This is a genomic window from Bradyrhizobium sp. USDA 4501, assembly GCF_054062115.1.
In genome coordinates this window covers 7,921,235-7,940,944 of record NZ_JBSSEX010000001.1, presented here as the reverse complement: position 1 = coordinate 7,940,944, position 19,710 = coordinate 7,921,235, and the positions used below count along the sequence as shown (strand labels likewise).

25 protein-coding genes, 1 tRNA gene and 1 pseudogene are annotated in these 19,710 nt (G+C 64.9%); 9 read left to right on the top strand and 18 right to left on the bottom strand.

The annotated features are described in order from the left end of the window. Positions 1-550: 550 nt before the first annotated feature. The 3 genes from ACVWZM_RS36775 to ACVWZM_RS36765 all read right to left on the bottom strand — a co-directional run bounded on the left by ACVWZM_RS36775 (position 551) and on the right by ACVWZM_RS36765 (position 2,658). Positions 551-973 (bottom strand): hypothetical protein, encoded by a 423-nt coding sequence (locus ACVWZM_RS36775; RefSeq protein ID WP_194295396.1) that lies wholly within the window; start codon positions 971-973, stop codon positions 551-553. Positions 974-1,068: 95 nt separating this feature from the next. Next, a complete protein-coding gene (locus tag ACVWZM_RS36770; RefSeq protein ID WP_057019618.1) occupies positions 1,069-1,542 on the bottom strand; it encodes a hypothetical protein in 474 nt (157 codons plus the stop codon). Between the two features lie 375 nt (positions 1,543-1,917). Then, entirely contained in the window at positions 1,918-2,658 is a 741-nt protein-coding gene (locus tag ACVWZM_RS36765) for an urease accessory protein (protein ID WP_456855819.1), read from the bottom strand. 194 nt (positions 2,659-2,852) lie between these two features. Between ACVWZM_RS36765 and ACVWZM_RS36760 the strand changes: the two genes are divergently transcribed. The 7 genes from ACVWZM_RS36760 (at position 2,853) to ACVWZM_RS36730 (ending at position 6,264) form a co-directional block, all read left to right on the top strand. Beyond that, a complete protein-coding gene (locus tag ACVWZM_RS36760; RefSeq protein WP_168856707.1) occupies positions 2,853-3,293 on the top strand; it encodes a hypothetical protein in 441 nt (146 codons plus the stop codon). A gap of 162 nt (positions 3,294-3,455) precedes the next feature. Beyond that, a tRNA-Thr gene (locus ACVWZM_RS36755) sits at positions 3,456-3,530 on the top strand. Positions 3,531-4,118: 588 nt separating this feature from the next. Next, entirely contained in the window at positions 4,119-4,376 is a 258-nt protein-coding gene (locus tag ACVWZM_RS36750) for a hypothetical protein (RefSeq protein ID WP_057019622.1), read from the top strand. A 14-nt stretch (positions 4,377-4,390) separates the two neighbouring features. After that, positions 4,391-4,624 carry a hypothetical protein gene (locus ACVWZM_RS36745; protein WP_456855818.1) on the top strand — a complete coding sequence of 78 codons (234 nt, stop codon included), beginning with the start codon at positions 4,391-4,393 and terminating at the stop codon, positions 4,622-4,624. A 175-nt stretch (positions 4,625-4,799) separates the two neighbouring features. Next, positions 4,800-4,988, top strand: a complete 189-nt coding sequence (locus ACVWZM_RS36740; protein ID WP_057019624.1) for a hypothetical protein — start codon at positions 4,800-4,802, stop codon at positions 4,986-4,988. A gap of 55 nt (positions 4,989-5,043) precedes the next feature. Further along, positions 5,044-5,223: a hypothetical protein gene (locus ACVWZM_RS36735; RefSeq protein ID WP_229193508.1), complete on the top strand. Its 180-nt coding sequence runs from the start codon at positions 5,044-5,046 to the stop codon at positions 5,221-5,223. A 504-nt stretch (positions 5,224-5,727) separates the two neighbouring features. Further along, positions 5,728-6,264: a hypothetical protein gene (locus ACVWZM_RS36730; protein WP_456855817.1), complete on the top strand. Its 537-nt coding sequence runs from the start codon at positions 5,728-5,730 to the stop codon at positions 6,262-6,264. A 36-nt stretch (positions 6,265-6,300) separates the two neighbouring features. On the opposite strand, the gene ACVWZM_RS36725 is transcribed toward ACVWZM_RS36730, so the two are convergent. The 3 genes from ACVWZM_RS36725 to ACVWZM_RS36715 form a co-directional block, all read right to left on the bottom strand. After that, entirely contained in the window at positions 6,301-7,461 is a 1,161-nt protein-coding gene (locus ACVWZM_RS36725) for a DUF2652 domain-containing protein (RefSeq protein ID WP_456855816.1), read from the bottom strand. Positions 7,462-7,562: 101 nt separating this feature from the next. Continuing rightward, on the bottom strand, positions 7,563-8,411 hold the full coding sequence (locus ACVWZM_RS36720; protein ID WP_456855815.1) for an alpha/beta fold hydrolase: 849 nt from the start codon (positions 8,409-8,411) through the stop codon (positions 7,563-7,565). Further along, on the bottom strand, positions 8,408-8,776 hold the full coding sequence (locus ACVWZM_RS36715; protein WP_229191918.1) for a hypothetical protein: 369 nt from the start codon (positions 8,774-8,776) through the stop codon (positions 8,408-8,410). Before ACVWZM_RS36715 ends, ACVWZM_RS36720 begins: the two co-directional genes overlap by 4 nt. A gap of 509 nt (positions 8,777-9,285) precedes the next feature. Between ACVWZM_RS36715 and ACVWZM_RS36710 the strand changes: the two genes are divergently transcribed. Next, on the top strand, positions 9,286-9,537 hold the full coding sequence (locus tag ACVWZM_RS36710) for a hypothetical protein (protein ID WP_028335364.1): 252 nt from the start codon (positions 9,286-9,288) through the stop codon (positions 9,535-9,537). Positions 9,538-9,602: 65 nt separating this feature from the next. On the opposite strand, the gene ACVWZM_RS36705 is transcribed toward ACVWZM_RS36710, so the two are convergent. The 4 genes from ACVWZM_RS36705 to ACVWZM_RS36690 all read right to left on the bottom strand — a co-directional run bounded on the left by ACVWZM_RS36705 (position 9,603) and on the right by ACVWZM_RS36690 (position 12,846). Beyond that, positions 9,603-9,842, bottom strand: a complete 240-nt coding sequence (locus ACVWZM_RS36705; protein WP_026192929.1) for a DUF6719 family protein — start codon at positions 9,840-9,842, stop codon at positions 9,603-9,605. 949 nt (positions 9,843-10,791) lie between these two features. After that, a complete protein-coding gene (locus ACVWZM_RS36700) occupies positions 10,792-11,508 on the bottom strand; it encodes an outer membrane protein (RefSeq protein ID WP_057019633.1) in 717 nt (238 codons plus the stop codon). A 361-nt stretch (positions 11,509-11,869) separates the two neighbouring features. Next, positions 11,870-12,295, bottom strand: a complete 426-nt coding sequence (locus ACVWZM_RS36695) for a hypothetical protein (RefSeq protein WP_057019634.1) — start codon at positions 12,293-12,295, stop codon at positions 11,870-11,872. Positions 12,296-12,525: 230 nt separating this feature from the next. Further along, positions 12,526-12,846 (bottom strand): His-rich protein BRANT, encoded by a 321-nt coding sequence (locus ACVWZM_RS36690; RefSeq protein ID WP_456855814.1) that lies wholly within the window; start codon positions 12,844-12,846, stop codon positions 12,526-12,528. A 285-nt stretch (positions 12,847-13,131) separates the two neighbouring features. Here ACVWZM_RS36690 and ACVWZM_RS36685 point away from each other — a divergent pair, with 285 nt between their 5' ends. Then, complete coding sequence (locus ACVWZM_RS36685) at positions 13,132-13,680, top strand: tetratricopeptide repeat protein (RefSeq protein WP_028335359.1); 549 nt, start codon at positions 13,132-13,134, stop codon at positions 13,678-13,680. 178 nt (positions 13,681-13,858) lie between these two features. Here ACVWZM_RS36685 and ACVWZM_RS36680 read toward each other — a convergent pair whose 3' ends face one another. The 8 genes and pseudogenes from ACVWZM_RS36680 to ACVWZM_RS36645 all read right to left on the bottom strand — a co-directional run bounded on the left by ACVWZM_RS36680 (position 13,859) and on the right by ACVWZM_RS36645 (position 19,662). Continuing rightward, positions 13,859-14,137 (bottom strand): hypothetical protein, encoded by a 279-nt coding sequence (locus ACVWZM_RS36680; RefSeq protein WP_038381721.1) that lies wholly within the window; start codon positions 14,135-14,137, stop codon positions 13,859-13,861. A 146-nt stretch (positions 14,138-14,283) separates the two neighbouring features. Further along, positions 14,284-14,982, bottom strand: a pseudogene (locus ACVWZM_RS36675) (cation transporter). Between the two features lie 198 nt (positions 14,983-15,180). Next, complete coding sequence (locus ACVWZM_RS36670; RefSeq protein WP_456856831.1) at positions 15,181-15,483, bottom strand: copper-binding protein; 303 nt, start codon at positions 15,481-15,483, stop codon at positions 15,181-15,183. A 29-nt stretch (positions 15,484-15,512) separates the two neighbouring features. Next, positions 15,513-15,986 carry a cupredoxin domain-containing protein gene (locus tag ACVWZM_RS36665; RefSeq protein WP_057019639.1) on the bottom strand — a complete coding sequence of 158 codons (474 nt, stop codon included), beginning with the start codon at positions 15,984-15,986 and terminating at the stop codon, positions 15,513-15,515. Between the two features lie 41 nt (positions 15,987-16,027). Continuing rightward, a complete protein-coding gene (locus ACVWZM_RS36660) occupies positions 16,028-17,383 on the bottom strand; it encodes a multicopper oxidase family protein (protein ID WP_057019686.1) in 1,356 nt (451 codons plus the stop codon). A gap of 12 nt (positions 17,384-17,395) precedes the next feature. Continuing rightward, the gene (locus tag ACVWZM_RS36655; RefSeq protein ID WP_456785235.1) at positions 17,396-18,823 is read right to left on the bottom strand and encodes a TolC family protein; all 1,428 of its coding nucleotides are present in this window, start codon (positions 18,821-18,823) and stop codon (positions 17,396-17,398) included. A gap of 9 nt (positions 18,824-18,832) precedes the next feature. Beyond that, entirely contained in the window at positions 18,833-19,132 is a 300-nt protein-coding gene (locus ACVWZM_RS36650) for a hypothetical protein (protein ID WP_456855813.1), read from the bottom strand. Positions 19,133-19,209: 77 nt separating this feature from the next. Continuing rightward, positions 19,210-19,662, bottom strand: coding sequence for a hypothetical protein (locus tag ACVWZM_RS36645; protein WP_076831574.1), 453 nt, complete (start codon positions 19,660-19,662; stop codon positions 19,210-19,212). Positions 19,663-19,710 lie beyond the last annotated feature (48 nt).

Sequence of the window (19,710 nt, the reverse complement as noted above, 5' to 3'; positions counted from 1 at the left end):
CTCTGATCAGCGTCAGTCAGGGTTTCACCCCTTCCCGCCGTTCCGAGGCCAGTTGCCCGGAATTCAGTCGCATGGCCGATGCGATATCGCTGCATCTACTCGTCACTTCCAGCGTTCAGGCCTTCGGCGAAACTCGTTCCGCCTACTATGCCCTCTGCTGACTTCTGCACTGCGGTCAGATCGCCTTACGACGACCTCAGTCTCGTTGCCGAGACGCAGCGCAGATCTCCCGAGGTAAGATCGACCGCCTTCGCCGCACGCCCGCCGGATTTACCACCCCGGCCCTTGATGACCGTGGACTTCGCGATCACGTGCTCGCTCGTCCGGCCGGGTAGGCCTCGTTATCCGGTTTTTGTCCATCGGGCCGCGGCTTTGCTCCACGCTTCCTTCAGACCCCACCTCGCGATACCTTGCGCTTCGCTAATCCTTCACCGTCATCAGGTTGGATAGAGGACTTCCACCTCCAAGCTGCCGGTCATGCTCGGCACACACGACAAACGCCCGCTCGCGTGACGCGAACGGGCGCTGATGTCTCGAACTGACGATCGGATCAGTAGTAGCGGCGCAGCACCGGATGGCCGTAGCGGCCGTAGCGATAGCCGTAGTGCGAACGATAGCCGTAGTGATGGCGGTAGCCGTAGTGACGGTAGCCATAGCGGCGATAGCCGTAATACGGGCGGCCGTAACCTTCGCGGTAGTACGGGCGCGGTGCCCAGTTGCCCGGACCGGTGTAGGTCGGTCCCTGATTGACGTAATAGTACTGCTGCGCCGCGCTGGGATAAGCGGCATCCGGGTCGGGCAGACGTTCGACGGCGCCGTAGCCGTAGCCGCCATAGTAGCCACCGCCGCAACCACCGCAGCCGTAATTCACGACGGGCGCGGAATAGCCGCAAGGGTTGAAACCGCACGCCATTGCGGGCGCGCTCAGCATGACGGCCACCGCCGCAATCAGTCCTTTGATCATTTGACGCATTACTCTCTCCTGTAGGTCTCTCTGTTCGTCGCGTAGCTCTTGATGGCTATTCAGGACCCCCGTTTCGCGGGGCTCTTGATTTCGGGCAGTCGATGTCAGAATCCTCGGGGTCGCGGTGGCCGCGGGAACGGGCGCGGCAGCGGCCGCGGCCCGTTGAACTCCGGCGCGTAGATCACCGGCGGCGGATCGACCGGCACGTTGGACTGTGCCGGCAGCGGAGCCGATTCCGCCCCCCACGATTGATGGTAGCTCTCGGCCGGCTTGGGCAGGCGGCGGTTGGCCGGCGGCTCGATCTCGAGGCGGCCGTAACCCGGCATGCGGCCGAGGCTCGGATAATAGTGGCCGACATTCGGCTGGGGATCGATCGGGCGGCCGCCATAGACGGTCGGCACCATCGACTCGTTGCGAGCGAGCCCCATCGCGCTTTCGACCACGGCGTAGGAGGCGTCGACGCCGTTAATGATGATCGGCACGCCGGGCCGCACCGGCACGACAATGTCGAAGCCGCCGCCGGCCAGCGCCGTCGAGCTCATCGCAGCCAATATCGCCAGCGCAAGACTTGCGCGCATGTTCACCCAGCGTCCCGAATTGTTCCACCACAACCTAATCCAACGGCTTGGCGGAAGGGTTAAGGACGCCGGCCAAACTGCCGGTAAGCCTAACGCGTAAGCATCGGCATCCGGTCAATGCGGCCGTGCGGAATCAGAAATCGTTAACGGGCGCCGAAGTGCCCCCTCTCCCCGTTCTTACGGGGAGAGGGTTGGGGTGAGGGGCTCCGCGGATACGGTGATAGCTACGTTTACGGAGAGTCCCCCTCACCCGGAACGCATCTGACGATGCGTTCCGACCTCTCCCCGCACGCGCCCGCACGCGGGGCGAGGTGACGCAGACTCTGTCGCTCAAATCGACGCAACGTCATCTTGCTTCGGGAAGCCGCCGACCCGTCAGGTGAAGGCGTTCTCGACGATCGCGTGGACGCCGATCGCGATCGTGACCGCGCCGACCGCCATTTGCAGGCCGCGATTGGCCCAGGTCAGCCAGCGCGCCGAGGCTGCGAGCGGCACCGCGATCACGCTGGACAGCACGCCCATGCCGATCATGGAGCCGATGCCGAACAGCGCGACATAGCCGAGCCCGATCACCGGACTTGGGGCCTGCGACACCGTCAGCACCAGGAGCGCCGCCGAGCCGGCCATGCCGTGCATCAGGCCGACCAGGAGCGTGCGCCAGCGGAAGCCGTGCGCATGGCTGTGCGCGGCGCGGACGTGCGGCACGGTGGACGCACGCGCCACGGTGGACGCAAGCGCCACGGTGGATGCGGCTTCACCGGCATGGCTGTGGGCGTGGAAGTGCGTCGTGCCGTCGCCGTGCGAATGGGTGTGGAAGTGCACGCGGTCGCGCCACAGCCGCCACCACACATGCGCGCCGAGGCCGACCAGCATGATACCGACCGCGCTCTCGATCGGCTGTGCGACCGTTTCCGGGATCGCGCGCCCGAGCAGGATCGCGGCGCCGGCAAAGATGAACAAAGTGAGCGTGTGGCCAAGTCCCCAGGTCAGCCCGTGCTTGACGATGTCACCGACATGGCTGCGGCGGGCCGCGATGCTCGATACCGCCGCGATATGATCCGGCTCCAGCGCATGCTGCATGCCGAGCAGAAAGCCAAGACTCAAAATTCCGAACATCAATCCCCCGCGTCGGCACCGACATCAGTCCGTTCACCGCTGTACACGCAATTCTCGTCAAAGGCAGCATGCTCCGGAACGCATCATGCGCACGAACCTGGTGAACTTCACACTGCTTTGAACACAGGGCAAGGCCGCGCTGGAACAGGCACGGCACCGCGAGATTAGCTCTCGACGACGAGAGGAGATTTCGCATGACACAATTCAAAATCCTCGGCGCAGCAGCCCTGCTCGCCTCGGCGCTGGCGAGCCCGGCGATGGCGCAACAGACGATCGGCACCCCCGCGCGCTGCTCGAACGCCTGGCCGGACGCCCGATGCCAGGCGATGGCACCGGCCACCACCCGCACCGCCTATCACCAGCGCATCGATCGGCGGGACCGAGGCTGGCAGGGCAGCTACAACCGCTATGACCCCGGCCCGTTCGCGCCTGTCGACGCCGCGGCCCGCGTGGCCGGTGGCGTCGTCGGCGGCGCGGTCGGCACGGCGGCTGCGGTCGCCACCGCCCCGTTCGGCGGCCCCGACTATGCCCGCGCCCCGATCGGCGGCGCCGAATATGCCCGGCAAAACGGCTTTGTCTGCACCCCCGGCACCTGGTTCCGCGGCAGCGACGGCCGCCAGCATCCCTGCCAGTAGCTCAGCTGATTAGGCCGACGGCGCAAAAGGCGGCCCGCGGGCCGCCTTTTGCTGTCGGGCCGACACGGGGGCGCGATCGCTTCTCGCCTGCTCGGTTCAAGCCTTGGTTCTGGCTCTGGCGCGCCAAGTCTGCTATTCGAGCGCGCAAATCATTCCCAATTCGCCGGCTTAGCTCAGCGGTAGAGCAGCAGTTTTGTAAACTGAAGGTCGGGGGTTCAATCCCCTCAGCCGGCACCAATTGGCTTGGATTTCCGCTGGCTTGGATTTCCGCCATCTGGCCGCCGCGACACAGCTTCAGTCTGCCGAGATCGACCGTCGACCGCAGCAGCCCCGCCAGCTCGCAGGCGAATAAGGCAGTTCCGAGCATGGGGAAGCGTGCTTCGACGCTGCAGCGCTGTCCAGAGCATGCTTCTTCGATGCCGACGCCGAAGCAGTCCGCTGCTGCAAATCCCTTGATGACCCCGTGAACGCCGACCGTCCTGCGGCCGATGCTACCTTCAAACCGAAGTGCCTGGGCATCGCGTCCTCCATCAGATATGCGCGGCCTACGCCGCGTCGTTCCCGGTGCGATTCGAACACGTCGTCGCGATTCAATCAAAGCGCATCGCCTGATTGCCCACAATGTACAGAGCGAGCCGTAGTATTCCGGTCGCCGGGAGTGCCACGTCGTCGATCGCGCTCACCGCTAGCCAATGCAACGACCCTGCGCTTCGCAATGTTTTGCAGGAAGCGCTAGCGAGAACGTTGAGTCATCTCGCAACGACTACTTGTGATTTTGTTCCCGCTGACTATTGTTCCGGCACTTTCACCTTTGGGAATTTCAGAATGAAGATTGTTTTCTGCACCGTGATTGTCCTGTCCATACTTGCCGTCGCTCCGGCGAGCGCCAGGGAGCGCAATGACAGCCCTCATGCCCAGGCCTGCATGGCCAAGAACGGCTTCAATCTCGACATGTGGCGCGCTCACTCCGCGGGCACCGACGCGCAGGTCCTGAGGTACATTCAGTGTCGGGATCGGGTATCCGCGGCACAGGCCAAGGCGATCGGCATTCGCGACCATAACTTCAGCGCGGGCTATCGATGATGCTCGAGGGTGAGATGAGAATCGGACTCGCCCTCGCTTTCCTTGCCATCGGCTGCATCCCGGCAAGCGCCGCAGGCTGGACCTGCTCCGCCCCGGGTCTGATCTCCGGGTCGTACGATGGCGGCGATAGTGCCCACATCCATCTCACCGGCTTCCCGAACGGCAACAACTATCCTGTCGCGAAGAAGGGCAGCCGGGCCACCGGCACGACGAAGAACGGCACCCGCTTCGTCTGCACCCAACGCTAAGGCACACCGCCAATCCTGATCGGCCTGAAACCCGCAGGGCCGGTTCGGAAAGCCGCTGCGACACTCCCCTGGCAGGAATCGTGGGATCCTTCCCGTAGGATCACCCATCCCTCGCCTTGCTTCTGTCCTTGCGGCCCCAAACGGGGTATGCAGAATGCGGGGTGGAACTCTGCCAATGACCTATTTGATCCTTGCCCGAGATGGCACCAGCCGAATCGTGCTGAAGCGCGACAGCGAAGACGCGGCCGAGAAGAAGGCTCGCGAGCTGAAGGAGATGGGCTGGTTCGAAGTCGAGGTCCGCGAGGACAAGACGGCGCCGGTCACGTCGGCTCCCCCGGCGGATCGTCCACCGACGCTGCAATGACGCTTTGATGAACCTTTGCCGGGTGGCCCTTACAGATATGTGAGGAGCCGCCACCATGTCCGACACAGCACATTACCGCTTCCAATCCGATCAGGCGCGACGGCTGGCCCGGCAGGTGACCGACGCCGCGGTGCGCGAGAAGCTGCTCGAAATGGCCGAGGAATATGGCCGCTACGCCGACCTGATCGAGGCCCGCAGCATCGAGCGGGTACCCGCTGCGGTAGCGGCCCATTAGGCTGGCCCCCGCCCCGTTCCGGACGGCTTACCGGTTCGTCCTCTCCTGATGCTCGTCCTCAAGGTGAGGCCAAATCCGCTCGACAACGCCCTGAGGATTTGTTCGGAACGTTATGCCCTCTCACGCGATTTTCCTCGCATGAGGGTCCGCGAATCCGACCGCAATCTGCTGCTTCTGGGCACGTTCACGCTGCTCAGCGTGGCCGCGGCCTGGCCTCGTCGCCCTGCTCGATCCGGCGCCCGCGCCAGCGAGTGCCGCGCCCCGGCCGCCCGCGAATCACGCGTCGGCATCGGATCAGGGATTGGCCCAGACCCCGGTCCGGATCGTCGGTACCCCGTTCGTCCCGAACACCAATCCCCGTCAACGCTGACCGTCCACGCCCGCGCGGCGTGTCACAATTATGTCACCGCGCCTACCAAACAGGCGTCTTCGTCAACCATCATGATGGCGAGCGCTTGATTCCGCGCGGTTGCTTTGCTGGAATCCGCGCGCTCAGGGTGCGCCATGAAGTGGATGAAAGAACGCGATCTCCTGATCGCGCAGACAATGGCTTTCGTACAGTCGGTGAAGGGCAAGCTGCCCGACGCCGAGCCGCCGGCGCCTGCCCCACGGACGGCGGCGGCGGCGCCTGCCGCCCAGCCGACCGCCACGCCGCCTGCCGCTACACCTGCCCCCGCCGCCGCGTTGCCGATCGCCGCTGAACAGGCCTTGGCCGAGGCGGTCGCCACGCTCAGCGTCAAGGCTGAGGTGCGGGCTGCGGTCGTGCCGCCTCCGCTTCCGGCGCCGACCGTGATCGAGGGCCTGCCTCCCGCTCCGTCGCCTTTGGCGGTGACGGTCGTCGAAGTCCCGCCTCAACCGGCGCAGCTGCCGCACTTTGCCCGGCTCGACATCAGCGGCGACTTCGGATCCGAGGTGCGGGAGCGGGTTGCCAATTTCCGCGCACAGCAGCAGCGCTTCCTGAAGGAGCGCGAGGAATACTGCACCACGACCATGGCCAAGGTCCGCGCCGCGATCAACGAGCTGCCGCGCTCGGGCAAGTAACGCAGCCGCATTAGACCCCGGACCGCGCGTTGGGCATCAGCCGCGCGCGCCCGACTTCACCGGCTCGGTCAGGAAGCGTCCGCTCGATCGCGTCAACGCCGGCTCCTCCACTGCATCGAGGGCAGGCTGCTTTCCTTCCAGCATGGATCGCAAGCCGGCGATCGCCTTGGTCATGCGTTCGGCGTATTTCACCGCGGCGCCGTCGACGAACTCTCGATCTTTTGGCTTAGGTTTGGCGACCCGCAGCTCCAGATGCGTCATTCCGTTTGGACCGTCCAGAACGGCGCGAGTCATCACGATCCGCGGCGCGCCGGGAATCGGAAGCGTGATGCCCACCGTGAAATAATCGGGCGGGCGCCAATCGAGCATCTCCTCAACGACGGTATGGTTGCCGTGCATGCAGTGGTTCCTGGTGCCGGGACCGCGTCGTCCCTTGCCGGAATCCTCGACGATGGTGTCGGCGTCCCACCATTTCTGCCATTGCCCGGGCACGGTGAAAAACTCCCAAACCGTCTGCCGCGGCGCGGCGATGTCGAATTCCAGCATGACGTAGGCATCGTCGCGCGTCACCTGCATCCGGGTTTGCGCGTCTTCCTGCCGCCACGCCGCTTCCAGATCGCGCGCCCACAGCGTCACGTCGCCGATGACGTCGATGGTTTCGCGATGGGCGATGAGACCCTGCGCGACCGGATCGACACCCATCGCGCGGATGGCCGCGTCGCTGTAGAGCGCGTAGGCGCGCCCGCCGATCTTCTCAGCAACCGTGTTCTTGAGCAGCCGGTGGACCAGAATGACGTCGCGCCCGGCGAGCTCCTCCCTGCCGCCCATCTTCTGCTTCACCATCTCGCCATGATGGATAACGAACTTGAAATCGAGATCGCCCATCGCGACGCAGGCCTGACACTCGCAAGTCGAGGCCTGGCGCACGCTGCGCAGGCGCCGGCGGAATTTGAAATAGGCGCCCTCGATCGCGTCCTGCAGCAGCGAGCCGTCGATCGTCTCGGCGGTGGTGTAGACGAACGCGGCGTCGCCTTCGAACTTGGCGAGGCGGAACGGCGGGCGCAGCGCTTTCACCACCGTATCCATGAAATCGGCGATGATATCCTGCGCATGGTCGAGCTCGACCGCCGCGAGGAAATTGGTATAGCCGGAGATGTCGGCAATCGCGAAATAGGCCGCTTCAGCCTTCGGAAGCATGGGGACCTCCTGCGCAACCGGTTCACGCCCAATCGTGCGGACGCGCAGTCTGTCATACCGCGCCGCCCGAGGTCGAGGACCAAAGCAACCCTGGGCGTGCGCTAGCGGCCGCCGATCTTCTCCAGCACCGGCAGCAGGTGCGTGAGAAATTCGCCCGGATTCTCGCTCATCGGGAAATGGCCGAGGCCCTTCATGATGGTGGCCTCAACTCCCGCAATGCTGTTCGCCACCGCCAGCGTCTCTTCCGGCGTGCAGGAATAATCGTACTCGCCCGACAACAGAAACAGCGGGCAACGTCTGGTGTCGATGTCGGCGATGCGGGCGCGGATGTCGCCGTCGACCTTGTAGAAATAGAGGTCGCCCTTGAACACGCCGGGCCCGCTCTGCATGTAATGCCACAGCGTCTCCCACCGCTCCTTGTCGGGCGCGTCGGGGCCGACGAGGCCCGAGACGATGGCGGCAGCGACCTCGCCGCCATGCACGTCCGGCCGGTGCAGGAAATTCAGGTCGTAATAGGGATCGACATGCGCGCCGGCCTGCAGGCCAATGATGGCGCGGAAACGTTCGGGATGCTCGAGCGCGAGATGCAGCGCGATCCGGCCGCCGATCGAGCAGCCGATCACGATCGGCTTGTCGAGGTCGAGCGCGTCCATCACCGCAAGAATCATGGTCGTGTATTGCGCGGAGGTGAGCTGGTACTCCTCGTCGTGCCAGCCCTGCGGCGGCGACGACTTGCCGTGCCAGGGCATGTCGAAGGCGATGACGTGATGGTTGCGCGTGACGCGCGCATCGTTCATCAGGCCGCGATATTGCCGCCCGTCCGCGCCCGCGGTGTGCAGGCAGAGCAGCGGCGTGCCCTCGCCCGCCTCCTCGACATAGACGCGGTGGGCCCGGCCGAACAGCTCCAGATGCATGTAACGGCCGACGATCGGTTCGAACCTGGCGCTCATGCGGCCACTCCCTCGCGGCGCAGCTTGCCGAGCGCCTCCTTGAAGTAGCGCAGGTTCGCCATGAAGATCTGCAGCTCGCCCTCGGCCTTCAGCTCGCGGCGCTTGATCAGCGCCATCAGGTCGTTCGAGCCCGGCGGCGGCCGCTTTTCGCAGAACCGGTCCCACTCCGCCTGCGAGGTGCGCAGCGCAAACGACGACGAGGGCATCACGAACGGACCCTTCGTCACCGCGACGATCCGGCCCTCATGGATCGCGATCAGCCAGGCGGCCGCGCCGATCTCGAGCAGGAATGTCGTGGTGAGGTAGCGGCCGCGCCGCACCAGGCCGGCGTCGCCGTTGACCCGTTCCTTCAGCGTGTCGATCATATCAGCTCCCCCGATCGCGGCCCGTCCGCGCAGGGCGCAGCGGGCGCTTGTTCTGCCGGCAATGATGGGAGGAATGCCGGTGCCGTCAATCGCCAGCGGCGCCGCGCGGCTCCGGCGTTTTCGCGTGGCCGCCACATACAGATTTTGGCGAGAGCCGGGAGATCTAAAGCCAGGATATCTAAAGGCACGACCAGACCAGCGCCACGTTGGCGGCGCAGGCCGCGAGCAGCGCAACCGCCAGCGCGAGCTGCACGCGTTCGTAAGGGGGCTGGTGGATCGCTCTCATGGGCCGGAGCATCCGGCGATTCTACCCGGAGAGTCCCGGGGATTCTTTTTTCGGGGGTTTACCACCCGTTAAGGACTCAAGGCCCTTCTGCGAAGGAACCGAAATGACTCATATTTTCAGATGCTTGCCGCGGATGCTCGCTCACGGTTCCGTGACCGGAACGGCGATATTGCCTGAAACCCAAAACGGGGGCTGGCGTTGTCGGTTGTTTGGGGAACGACGAATGCCGTACGCGCTGTTTTATCAGGACGCCAAGCTGAGCAAGGCCTACCCGACCGAGGCGGATGTCTGGACACTGGCCAGGAAATCCGGCCTGGTGGTGGATGCCATCTCCGGAGAGGAGAAGTCCGCGCCGCGCCCGGTGCTGGATAACGACTACGAAATCCGGCCCTGTCAGCTCGAGCCGAACGAGGATCCGGCCAAGAACAAGGCCGATGCCGATCGCGAAGCACGCCTGGAGCCGCGGTTGAACTGATCAGACGGCAGGCTGGCCGGCGCGCAGCGGAGGGCTGAGGATGCAATCGGTGCGGTCGCCCGCGCCTATGGCGTGGCCGTCGCCAGCGAGGCCTGTTCGGCGGCGAGCGAAACGCAAATCTTCCGCCGATGCAGACCCCGGATCGCGCCGGTCACCTTGAGCACCTTGCCAGCCGAGCAGGACGCATCCTGCACGAACACGACCTCATAGGGCGCGAGCGCCAGGGGTTCGGATTTGAGGATAGTCTGGGCAAGGCACGGCACGGAGACCGCAGAGAGGATCAGCCCTAACGCAAAACTACGCATGTTCGTTTGTCCACCAGCCCGGCGATCGCATAATAGCGCAGCACGATGAAAGTTCCGTGCAATGCAGGAATTATTTTTTGCATTGCACGATCAGGCCTGAACATCAGGTGAATGTAGCGTCGTAGCCCGGATGGCGCGGAGCGAAATCCGGGACTTCGTTCGTCGGATCGGCTGCCCCGGATTACGCTGCGCTCCATCCATCCGAGCTACGGTTCACCGCATCCGTCGTCATTCCGGGGCGAGCGGCTGGCCAATCGGGATAGGGGGGAGCCTCGCAGCCCCTCCCCTCCCACACCACCGTACATACGGGTCCGTATACGGCGGTTCGCTGGATTAAGCGGCAAGAGTTGTTCTGTTGCCGCCGTAGTTTGGGTGTCAGCAATCGTCGCGCCAGCTTCGACTCCTCTGATCAGCGTCAGTCAGGGTTTCACCCCTTCCCGCCGTTCCGAGGCCAGTTGCCCGGAATTCAGTCGCATGGCCGATGCGATATCGCTGCATCTACTCGTCACTTCCAGCGTTCAGGCCTTCGGCGAAACTCGTTCCGCCTACTATGCCCTCTGCTGACTTCTGCACTGCGGTCAGATCGCCTTACGACGACCTCAGTCTCGTTGCCGAGACGCAGCGCAGATCTCCCGAGGTAAGATCGACCGCCTTCGCCGCACGCCCGCCGGATTTACCACCCCGGCCCCGATGACCGTGGACTTCGCGATCGCGTGCTCGCTCGTCCGGCCGGGTAGGCCTCGTTATCCAGTTTTTGTCCATCGGGCCGCGGCTTTGCTCCACGCTTCCTTCAGACCCCACCTCGCGATGACGCCCTTGCGCTTCGCTAATCCTTCACCGTCATCAGGCTGGATAGAGGACTTCCACCTCCAAGCTGCCGGTCATGCTCGGCACACACAAAAAAGGCCGACCCGAAGGCCGGCCTTTCATTGATGCGATCAAGCCGCGATCAGTAGCGGGAGCCGACCGGGCCACCCCAGCCGAAGCGGTAGTTGACCCCGAGCTTGACGGTATGTTCGTCGTTCCGGAAGCTCGTCCCGACGAGGTCGGCCGGGCCGCTGGTGAAGTTGGTCTTGCCGAAATTGTAGTACTGGTACTCGGCCTTCGCCGACCAGTTCGGGGCGAACATGTATTCGAGGCCCGCGCCGACCGTGTAGCCGTCCTTGTGGCCGCCATCGGTGGTGAAGGACGCCGGCACGCCGCCGACCGACGCGGTGATGTTGTTGTTGTCGCGCCAGGCATAACCGCCCTTGGCGTAGAGCAGCGCCGGACCCCAGGTGTAGCCGAGGCGGCCGGTCACCGAACCGATCTGGTCGGTGTTGCCGGTCACCAGCGTTCCGCCCGGGAGCAGCACGCCATTGTTCGAGGAGCTGGGCAGCCAGGAATACTGCGCCTCGGCGCCCATCACCCAGTTCGGGGCGAACTGATAGTCGAAGCCGCCCTGCACGCCACCCATGAAGCGCGCGTCGCTGCCCATCAGGTTGTTGCCGTCGGTGAACGCGCCGCCGACATGGCCGCCGATATAGAAACCGGTCCAGTTGTAGACGACAGCGGGGGCAGTATAGGGCGGCGGTGCCTTGGTATAGGTGCGGGCCGGCATGTCAGCCGCGAACGCCGGGCCCGCAAGGGCGGCCAGCGCGACTGTGCCGAGCAAAAACTTCTTCATTTCTGATCCCCGTTACTAACGCTGCGCTGTAAAGCGAAACAACGTGACCTCAATTAGGTTGCTTTGGGGCAATGCCGCACCCGTGATGTTTCCGAGCTGTGACAGGGTCGCAACAACGCCCGTTTGTTCCCTGGCACAGAAGGTTTTTTTCACCGGTTGAGCAGCCGCATCTCGGCTGCATGTAAGTCGCAGACGGCTAAAGTGAAGTTCAACGCTCCCCGAAAAGTGATCGGAGTTCGCTGACGTTTCGGTCAGGCTTGCGACAAGCCGCCGCGCAGAAGCGCGATCAGATCGCGCTTCTGCCTCTTGTTCGGGCATGATCTTTTCGGAAAAACCGCTTCACACTTTTCCGGATTATGCCTTAGCGCGGCATCTTTTCCAGTTCCGGAAATGCCGCGTAGGACGCGCCGGCGCAGGGCTCGGCAGGGTTGTCGAGGATGCGGTCGAGCCGGCCGTCGACAAACAGGACACCGCGCTCCCGGGCGGCGCGGTAATTGCCGTCGGTATCCTTCGCGCTGTAGCGCAGGCACACGACGTAGCGCAGCCGGCCGCCGACCGTACGCTGCGCCGGCTCGGCGATAGCAGCCTCGCGGACCCCGACCGGATTGTTCAGGTAGGTCCGCATGAAGGCTAGGATCTGGTCGCGGTAGCGGTCCGGGAACGGCTGGTTGGCGACGCCCCGGTCATCGGTGAAGGTGGTCGGCCCGCCGCCGTCGTCGCTGGTGAGGCAGCCGGCGAGCGGAAGCGAGAGCAGCAGGATGGCTGCCAGTTGTGATGAAATCCGCAAACGACGCTGTTCCCTGAGTCCCCGGAGGCGTCTCATAAACCGCCGGGCGGCCGAAGGGAATTCGCAACTCGGTTATTCCTCGCCCGGGTTCACAACCGGAGCCAGACGCACTCCGGCCCGTCGCCATTGGGGAAGCAATGGACGGACGGGCCGGTTCTGCATCCAAAAGGCGCAGCGGGGCAATGTGGATCGAAACTACGCCCCTCGGATCAGATTCAACCGCGCTTGGGTCAGCCGCGCTTGGCCGGCGCAACGTGCTTGGTCGCGACCTTCGCGTGGACGTGCTTGGTCGCATGCTTCGGCGACTTCACCTTCAGCATGCTCATGTGCTTGTGGTGGCGGTGATGGCGATAGTGCTTGTGGTGCATCTTGGCGTTGGCGTTGCGCACCTTCGACGGCAGCTGCTCGCTCTTGATCACGGGAGCGGCCTTGGTCCCCGGGGCAGTCGTGGTCGCCGGCGCGGGCGTTGCGGCCTTGCCGGTTTCGGCGGCGAGCGCGGGCGCTGCGATCACGGACATGGCGAGCAGCGCGGCGGAAATCGTCTTCAACATGGTGGTCCTCCTCGTCGGGATCGAGAGGTCTCCGGCCGGATGGTCGGCCTCACCGATCAATGCACGTGACCTTATGAGCCGCGCACTGAACCCGTTCTGAAGGACCCTGACGGACTTCATTCATGTGCATGACATCTCTGTCATGTTCTCCTCTACCGCCGAAAAAAGCAGGATCACGCAATCGTGGGATCGGCCGGGAATGTTCTGCACCCCTGGGTGTTCAAGTCATCAGGCTTGGGTGTAGGATTACCGAGCACGATCAGGAACGATCAGGAGCAACCAGGAATGAGCAGGAAGACGAAGTTTTTGGGCCTCGCAGTGCTCTCGATGACGCTCGCCTCCGGGCCGGTCATCTCGGCCTACGCCGCGGGCAGCGACAATCCCTCGCCGCCGGCTTCCGACAGCGGCAGCAGCAAGGGCAAGAAGGCGAAGAAGGACAAGAGCTCCGCGATCGACGATCAGAAGTTCCTGGCCGGCTATCGCGCCGCCTACACCACGATCTACGACAAGCACGACTATACCGCCGCGATCGAGCAGCTGAAGGCGCTCGGCCAGGATGATCGCGCCGACGTCGCCAACCTGATCGGCTACTCCTATCGCAAGCTCGGCGACTACAAGGTCTCGCAGATCTGGTACGAGCGCGCGCTGAAGGCCGACCCGGCCCATGTGCGCACCTGGCAGTATTACGGCCTCTGGCAGGTCGAACAGGGCAACCGCGATCAGGCGCAATATCACCTGAACCGCATCGCCCAACTCGCCGGCACCAACAGCGACGAATATCGCTCGCTCGCCGCAGCGCTGGAGAAGCCCCCGGGCACCGGCCTGGTTTACTGAGCGAGGCAAATTCCACCAATCGAGCCGGCGCCGTCACGACGACGGCGCCGGCTTTTTGCTGTGCCGTAGGATGGGTGGAGCGCAGCGAAACCCATCCTGCTTCCGCGCGCATCAGAGGTGATAGGTATCGCTTCGCTCCACCGATCCCACGGATCAGCATAATCGTTACGGATGGAGATTACGGATAATGCTCGAGGCGACGATCGGGCTTTTGCGGGCGGCTCGCCCCCACCGTGTTGCCCGCGGCGCCGGCATCCGGCTTGGCCGGACGCGCGGCCTTCTCCACCGGCGGCCCGCTGTCGCCGGTCTTCTTGGCGCTGTTCAGCGCCTCGCCGGTGGTGGTCACGTTGGCGGCCTGCCCGGCCCCCGCCGAGCCGGCCGAAGGGCCGGAGCTTTGCGCCAACACGGTTCCCGATAGCACCAATGCCGCCATCAGTATTGCCGCGTTGATTGTCATGGAGGGGGCCTTCTGCGCTCGAATGATGCACAGCAACGCGCCGCTGCCACGGACGTTCCCACGGAGCCATGATTTAAGGTAAATGCGCGGCAAATTTCCGCCTTGGCGCGGCCTGTCGCAGGAAGCACCGGGCGTTTGCGGCTTCCTCAGCCATGCGCTGCTGACGGGCTGCGTAGCGCCGCCTCGCGATATTCGGCCCATGCCTGCCGCAGGATTTGCACCGGCACCGACGAGGTGAGGAATATCGTCGCCATCACTTTGGCGACGGCAAGGTCAGGCCAGGCCGAGACCGATCCCCACACGCCGAGAGCCGCCGCCATCACGATGAGGTTTCCGATCGCGTCGTTGCGCGAGCAGAGCCAGACCGAGCGGACATTGGCATCGCCGTCCTTGTACGGCAGCAGAAGCAGAACCGAGCCTAGATTGGCCGCGAGTGCCAACGCGCCGATGGCGCCCATCACCTCGGCCTTCGGCACGCCGAGCACGAACGTCTGGTAGACGGTCGAGCCGAACACCCACAGCGCCATCAAGCTCAGCGACGCGCCCCTTCAACAGCGCGGCGGAGGCGCGCACGCGCAGGCCGGCGCCGATCACCGCAAGGCTCAGTCCATAGGTGACCGTATCGGCAAGGAAGTCGAGCGCATCGGCCTTGAGCGCCTGCGATCCGGCAAGCTGACCCGCGATCATCTCGGTCAGGAACATCGCGCCATTGATGCCGATGACCGTCCAGAGCACGCGCCTGTAGCGCGGATCGAGGCCGTCAAAGATCGGAACGCCGCCTGAGCAGCCGCACGAATCGGCCGCGCGGTCGCGGTCCCCTGCCGCACGCCGGCCTTGACCGGCAGCGTCAGCGGCGGTGGTGCGCGGCATTCTGCCCGCAGCAATCGTTCATGGCTCGTCCTTGCAGACGACAGGATAAGGCCGGCCACGCAACGCGTTCAAGCCGATCCATCCGGAACAGCTCCGGCGATCATGCGTCGCGGGTTCAAGGGCTGCCGGCTGCGTTTAGCCGACAGCCCAACCTGTTGATGCGGGCCGTCGCCTCACTTCGCCTTCTGGATCGCGGTGACCGTGTAGCCGCCGTCGCCCTCCTGGGCCTCGAACCGCACCTTGTCGCCGACCTTGACCTGCTTCAGCAGCGCCGGATCCTTGACCCGGTAAACCATCGTCATCGGCTCGTCCATGCCAAGGCTCTCGGCCGGACCGTGCTTGAGCGTGATCTTGCCCGCGCCCTCGTCGATCTTCTTGACCTCGCCATTGATCGCGGCGGCCTGCGCGAGCGCCGCGCCCAGGGTCAGAGCCAGCGCGAATGCGCCGGCGCCGGCAAGTTGGATCATCCTGTTCATCATTGTTGTGCTTTCTTTCGCTGCTGGTTTCATTTCACGATGACGCGGCCGCTCATCCCGTAGTCGCGGTGATCCGGGATCAGGCAGGAATATTCAAACGTTCCGGCCTTGGTGAATTTCCAGACGATCTCCGCGCTCTTCTTCGGTGCGAGGCGAACGCCGTTCGGATCGTCATGCTCCATGTGCGGATGCTTCTTCATCACTTCGGCATGCTTCAGATTCTCTTCGGTGGTCGCGAGCAGGAATTCGTGATCCTCGGTGCCGGCATTGCGGATCACGAAGCGGATCTGCTCGCCGCGCTTGACCTCGATGCGGAACGGCGTGAACTCCATCTCCTTCATCTCGACCTCGACCGTGCGCGAGGGCTTGCTCGGATCGCCGGGCTCGCCGGCCGAATAGGATTCGTGGCCGTGCTTCTCGTGACCACGCGATGGCACTGCGGTGACCGACAGCGCAATCAGCGCGATGCCGATGCTGGTGAGTTGCTTCACTGGATTCTCCATTCTGTGTTTGATGCTTGTCGTTGGTGAGTGAGCTGGATCCGCTACATCTTCATTCCCTTCATCGATGGCTTGCCTTTTCGCCCGGGCGCCGCCGGCGGCTGGCGCGCGGGCTCGGCGGCGGGCGCCTCGACCTCATAGGCAACCGTGCCCGGCGGATATTTGTACGGTCCGGGGTCGGCGTAATCGTCGCGGCCGAGCCCCTCGCGGATCTTCATCACCGTGAACATGCCGCCCATCTCGATCGGCCCGAATTGTCCGGTGCCGGTCATCATCGGCAGCGTGTTGTCGGGCGCGGGCATCTCCATGTTGCCCATCGCCATGCCGGTCGATCCCATCACCATGGCGTCGGGCGCGAGCTTGCCGACCGCCTTGGCCAGATCCTGGCGCGACACGCCGATGAAGTTTCTGACGTCGTGGCCCATCGCGTTCATGGTGTGGTGCGACTTGTGGCAGTGGAACGCCCAGTCGCCCGGATTGTCGGCGAGCATGTCGAACGCCCTGACCGCGCCGACCGGCACGTCGGTCGTGGTCTCCGGATACTGCGCTGACACCGGCACCCAGCCACCGTCGGTGCAGGTCACCGCGAAATTATGCCCATGCACATGGATCGGATGGTTGGTCATGGTCAGGTTGCCGATCCGCACGCGGATCCTGTCGCCGAGACGGATCGGCATCGGATCGATGCCGGGATAGACGCGGCTGTTCCAGGTCCACATGTTGAAGTCGGTCATCTCATTGACCTTCGGCAGATAGGTGCCGGGGTCGATGAGGTAGCTGCTCATGATGAAGACGAAATCGCGATCGACGGGACGGAACGCAGGATCGCGCGGGTGCACGATGAACATGCCCATCATGCCCATCGCCATCTGCACCATCTCGTCGGAATGCGGGTGGTACATGAAGGTCCCGCTGTGCTTCATCTCGAACTCGTAGACGAAGGTCTTGCCCGGCTTGATGTGCGGCTGGTTGAGCCCGCCCACGCCGTCCATGCCTGACGGCACGATCATGCCATGCCAGTGCACCGTGGTGTGCTCCGGCAGTTTGTTGGTGACGAAGATGCGGACCTTGTCGCCCTCGACCGCCTCGATGGTTGGCCCCGGCGCCTGGCCATTATAGCCCCAGAGATTGGCCTTCATGCCGTCGGCGAACTCGCGCACCACGGGCTCGGCGACGAGATGGAATTCCTTCCAGTCGCCGTTCATCCGCCACGGCAGCGACCAGCCGTTGAGCGTGACCACCGGCCGGTAGTCCGGCCCGCTGGCGGGATGCAGCGGCGGCTGCATCACCACCTTGTCCATGGTCGGCGCTTCGGGAATGGCGGCGGCCTGGACGCGGCCGCTGACCGCGCTCGCCGTGACCAGCGCCGCGCCGCCCAGAAATCCTCGTCGAGAAAACATGTGCTGCTCCACTCAATGACCGCCGCCGGCCGCGGGCTGCGCGGCCGAGGCGATGGAAGACGGTGTCGATGCTGCGCCGGCCGAGCCGCCGCCGTTGATCGCGGTCTGCAGCTCGGATTGCGCCAGAAGGAAGTCGCGCCTGGCGTCGATTGCCGCGCGCAGCGAGGCGAGCCGCTGCCGCGCTTCGGTCAGCAGCGCGAACACGTCGACCTGCATGCTGGAGAAGCGCAGCTGCATCTCCTCGGTGATGATCTGCCGCAACGGCAGCACCTCGCGCTGGTAATGGCGCGCGATGTCGTAGGTCGAGCGATAAACGCGGTAGGCGTCGCGCGCCTCGGAGCGGACGTTGACCGCCTTCTCGGTCAGGCGGTTCATCGCCTGGCGGTAGGTCTCCGCCGCCTGCCGTACTCGCACCTCGCCGCCGTCGAAGATCGGAATCTGGAACTGGACGTCGAAGCCGCGCTCCCTGAACGGCGGGGCTTCGGGATCGTGCGTACGCTTGTCGATGCCGGCGACATCGAGCAGCGTGACGAAACGCGTCGCCTCGGTGAGATCGAGCGCCTTGGCGAGCGCGACGATTTCCATCCGTGCGATCTGCAGGTCGACGCGATGGCCGACCGCGGCGATCTCGATCGACGGCTGTTCCAATGGCCGCTTCGGCAGCAATGGCAACTTGCCGGGGATTCGGAAGCCGAGATCGCCGTCCCACAATCCGAGCAGGCGCGCCAGCCGCTCGCGCGAACTCGCCGCATTCTGCCGCGCGCTGGCGAGGTCGGCGGTGATCTCGGCGTAGAACACCTGCTCGCGGGCCTGGTCGAGCTTGTTCATGCCGCCGGTCTCGCCGAGCTTTTTCGCGAGCTGCGCGGTCGACTCCGCGGTCGCCTTCGCATCCGTCAGCAGCGCGACCGTCTCGTTCGCGGCCACCGCCGCGACATGGCTGCGCCGCACCTCGGCGGCAAGCCGCAAGGTGGCGAGCGCGGCCTTGAGCTGCGCCTGGCGGAAGCGCTCGCGCGCGATCTCGGAGCGGGCCGGAAGGGTCGCGAGCGCAAGGATGTCGCCGACCACCTGCCGCTCGACCTCGCTGGCGCCGTTGCCGCTGATGCGGGAGACCGAGAAGGTCGGGTTCGGCGGCAGGCTGTCGGCGACGTAGTCGGTCTCCGCCAGCGCCAGTTCGTTATAGGCGGCCTGCAGCCCCTTGTTGTTCAAGAGCGCAACCTGCACGGCGGCATCCGCCGTCAAATTGCGCGCGAGCAGCCGCTTCACTGCGGCGTCGACGGTCGCGGCCTCATCCACCGACCGCACGAAGGCGACGTCCTTGCCGATCGCCTGCTCGGTCACCTCGGAGACGACGCCCATACCGCTGTCGGGCGAGAACGACGCGCATCCCGCGAGCGCGGATGACGCAAGCAGCAGGATCGGCACGATGGCCAGATGTCGCATGGCGCCCTCCTACTCTTCCGGCTTGGCCGGCGGCGTCACGCCGTCATTGCGCTCGCGCCAGGGCTGCGGCGTCGACGGTCGCAGGCTGCTGTAGGGCGCGATCGTCGAGCGGTAGCCGACGGCGGCCGTCCCCGCCGCCGGATTTGCCGGATCGCCTCCGACGGCGACCGGCCGGCCGTCGGCCATGCAGCCGGCGAGCGGTGCAGATGCGAGGATGGCGGCGGCCATCCGCGGCAGCAATGTGGGTGGCGCGCGCCAGCCGAGCCTGGTGGCCACGGCGGCGAGCCGCGCCCCGAGATGCGAATACATGGATCTGTCCCGATCATCCGATGAATAACAGGCGTGCGCACGCAAGCGTGCGGCACCGCCACGATGTCAGCGAACGATCAGGCGATGGGGGGACGATAGAGGCGCGGAGGCGCCTCGCTCCGCAGGCTCTGATAAGCCTCGGAAAGACGCGTGGCGATCGGGTGCAAGGGAGCAGCGACGAATGGAAGATCGGCCGGCAGCACCGATACGCACATCAGCGCGCAGCACGGCCCCGGCGCATTCTTGCCGTCGTGGCTGTGCTTCACAGCCGGCGCAGCATCATCGGCTGCGTGTTGCATGTGCATGCCGCCATGATCGTGGGCGGCATGATCGTGCGTGACGGCTTCGGCATGCGCCATCGACGCCGCGTGAACATGCGCCGCGGCGGCGGGCTGCACCTCATCGGTCAGGCACGGAAACGGCGCCCCGAATGCAAGCGCGAAGGACGGCGCGAGCACGCAAAACAGATAGGCCAGGATGATGGAACATCCCGCCCGCAACCGCCCTGATCTCGTCAATCGCACCAGCACCCGCTTCGCATCTCCGACCGCCGCAAGCTAACCGCAAATCAGCTCGCT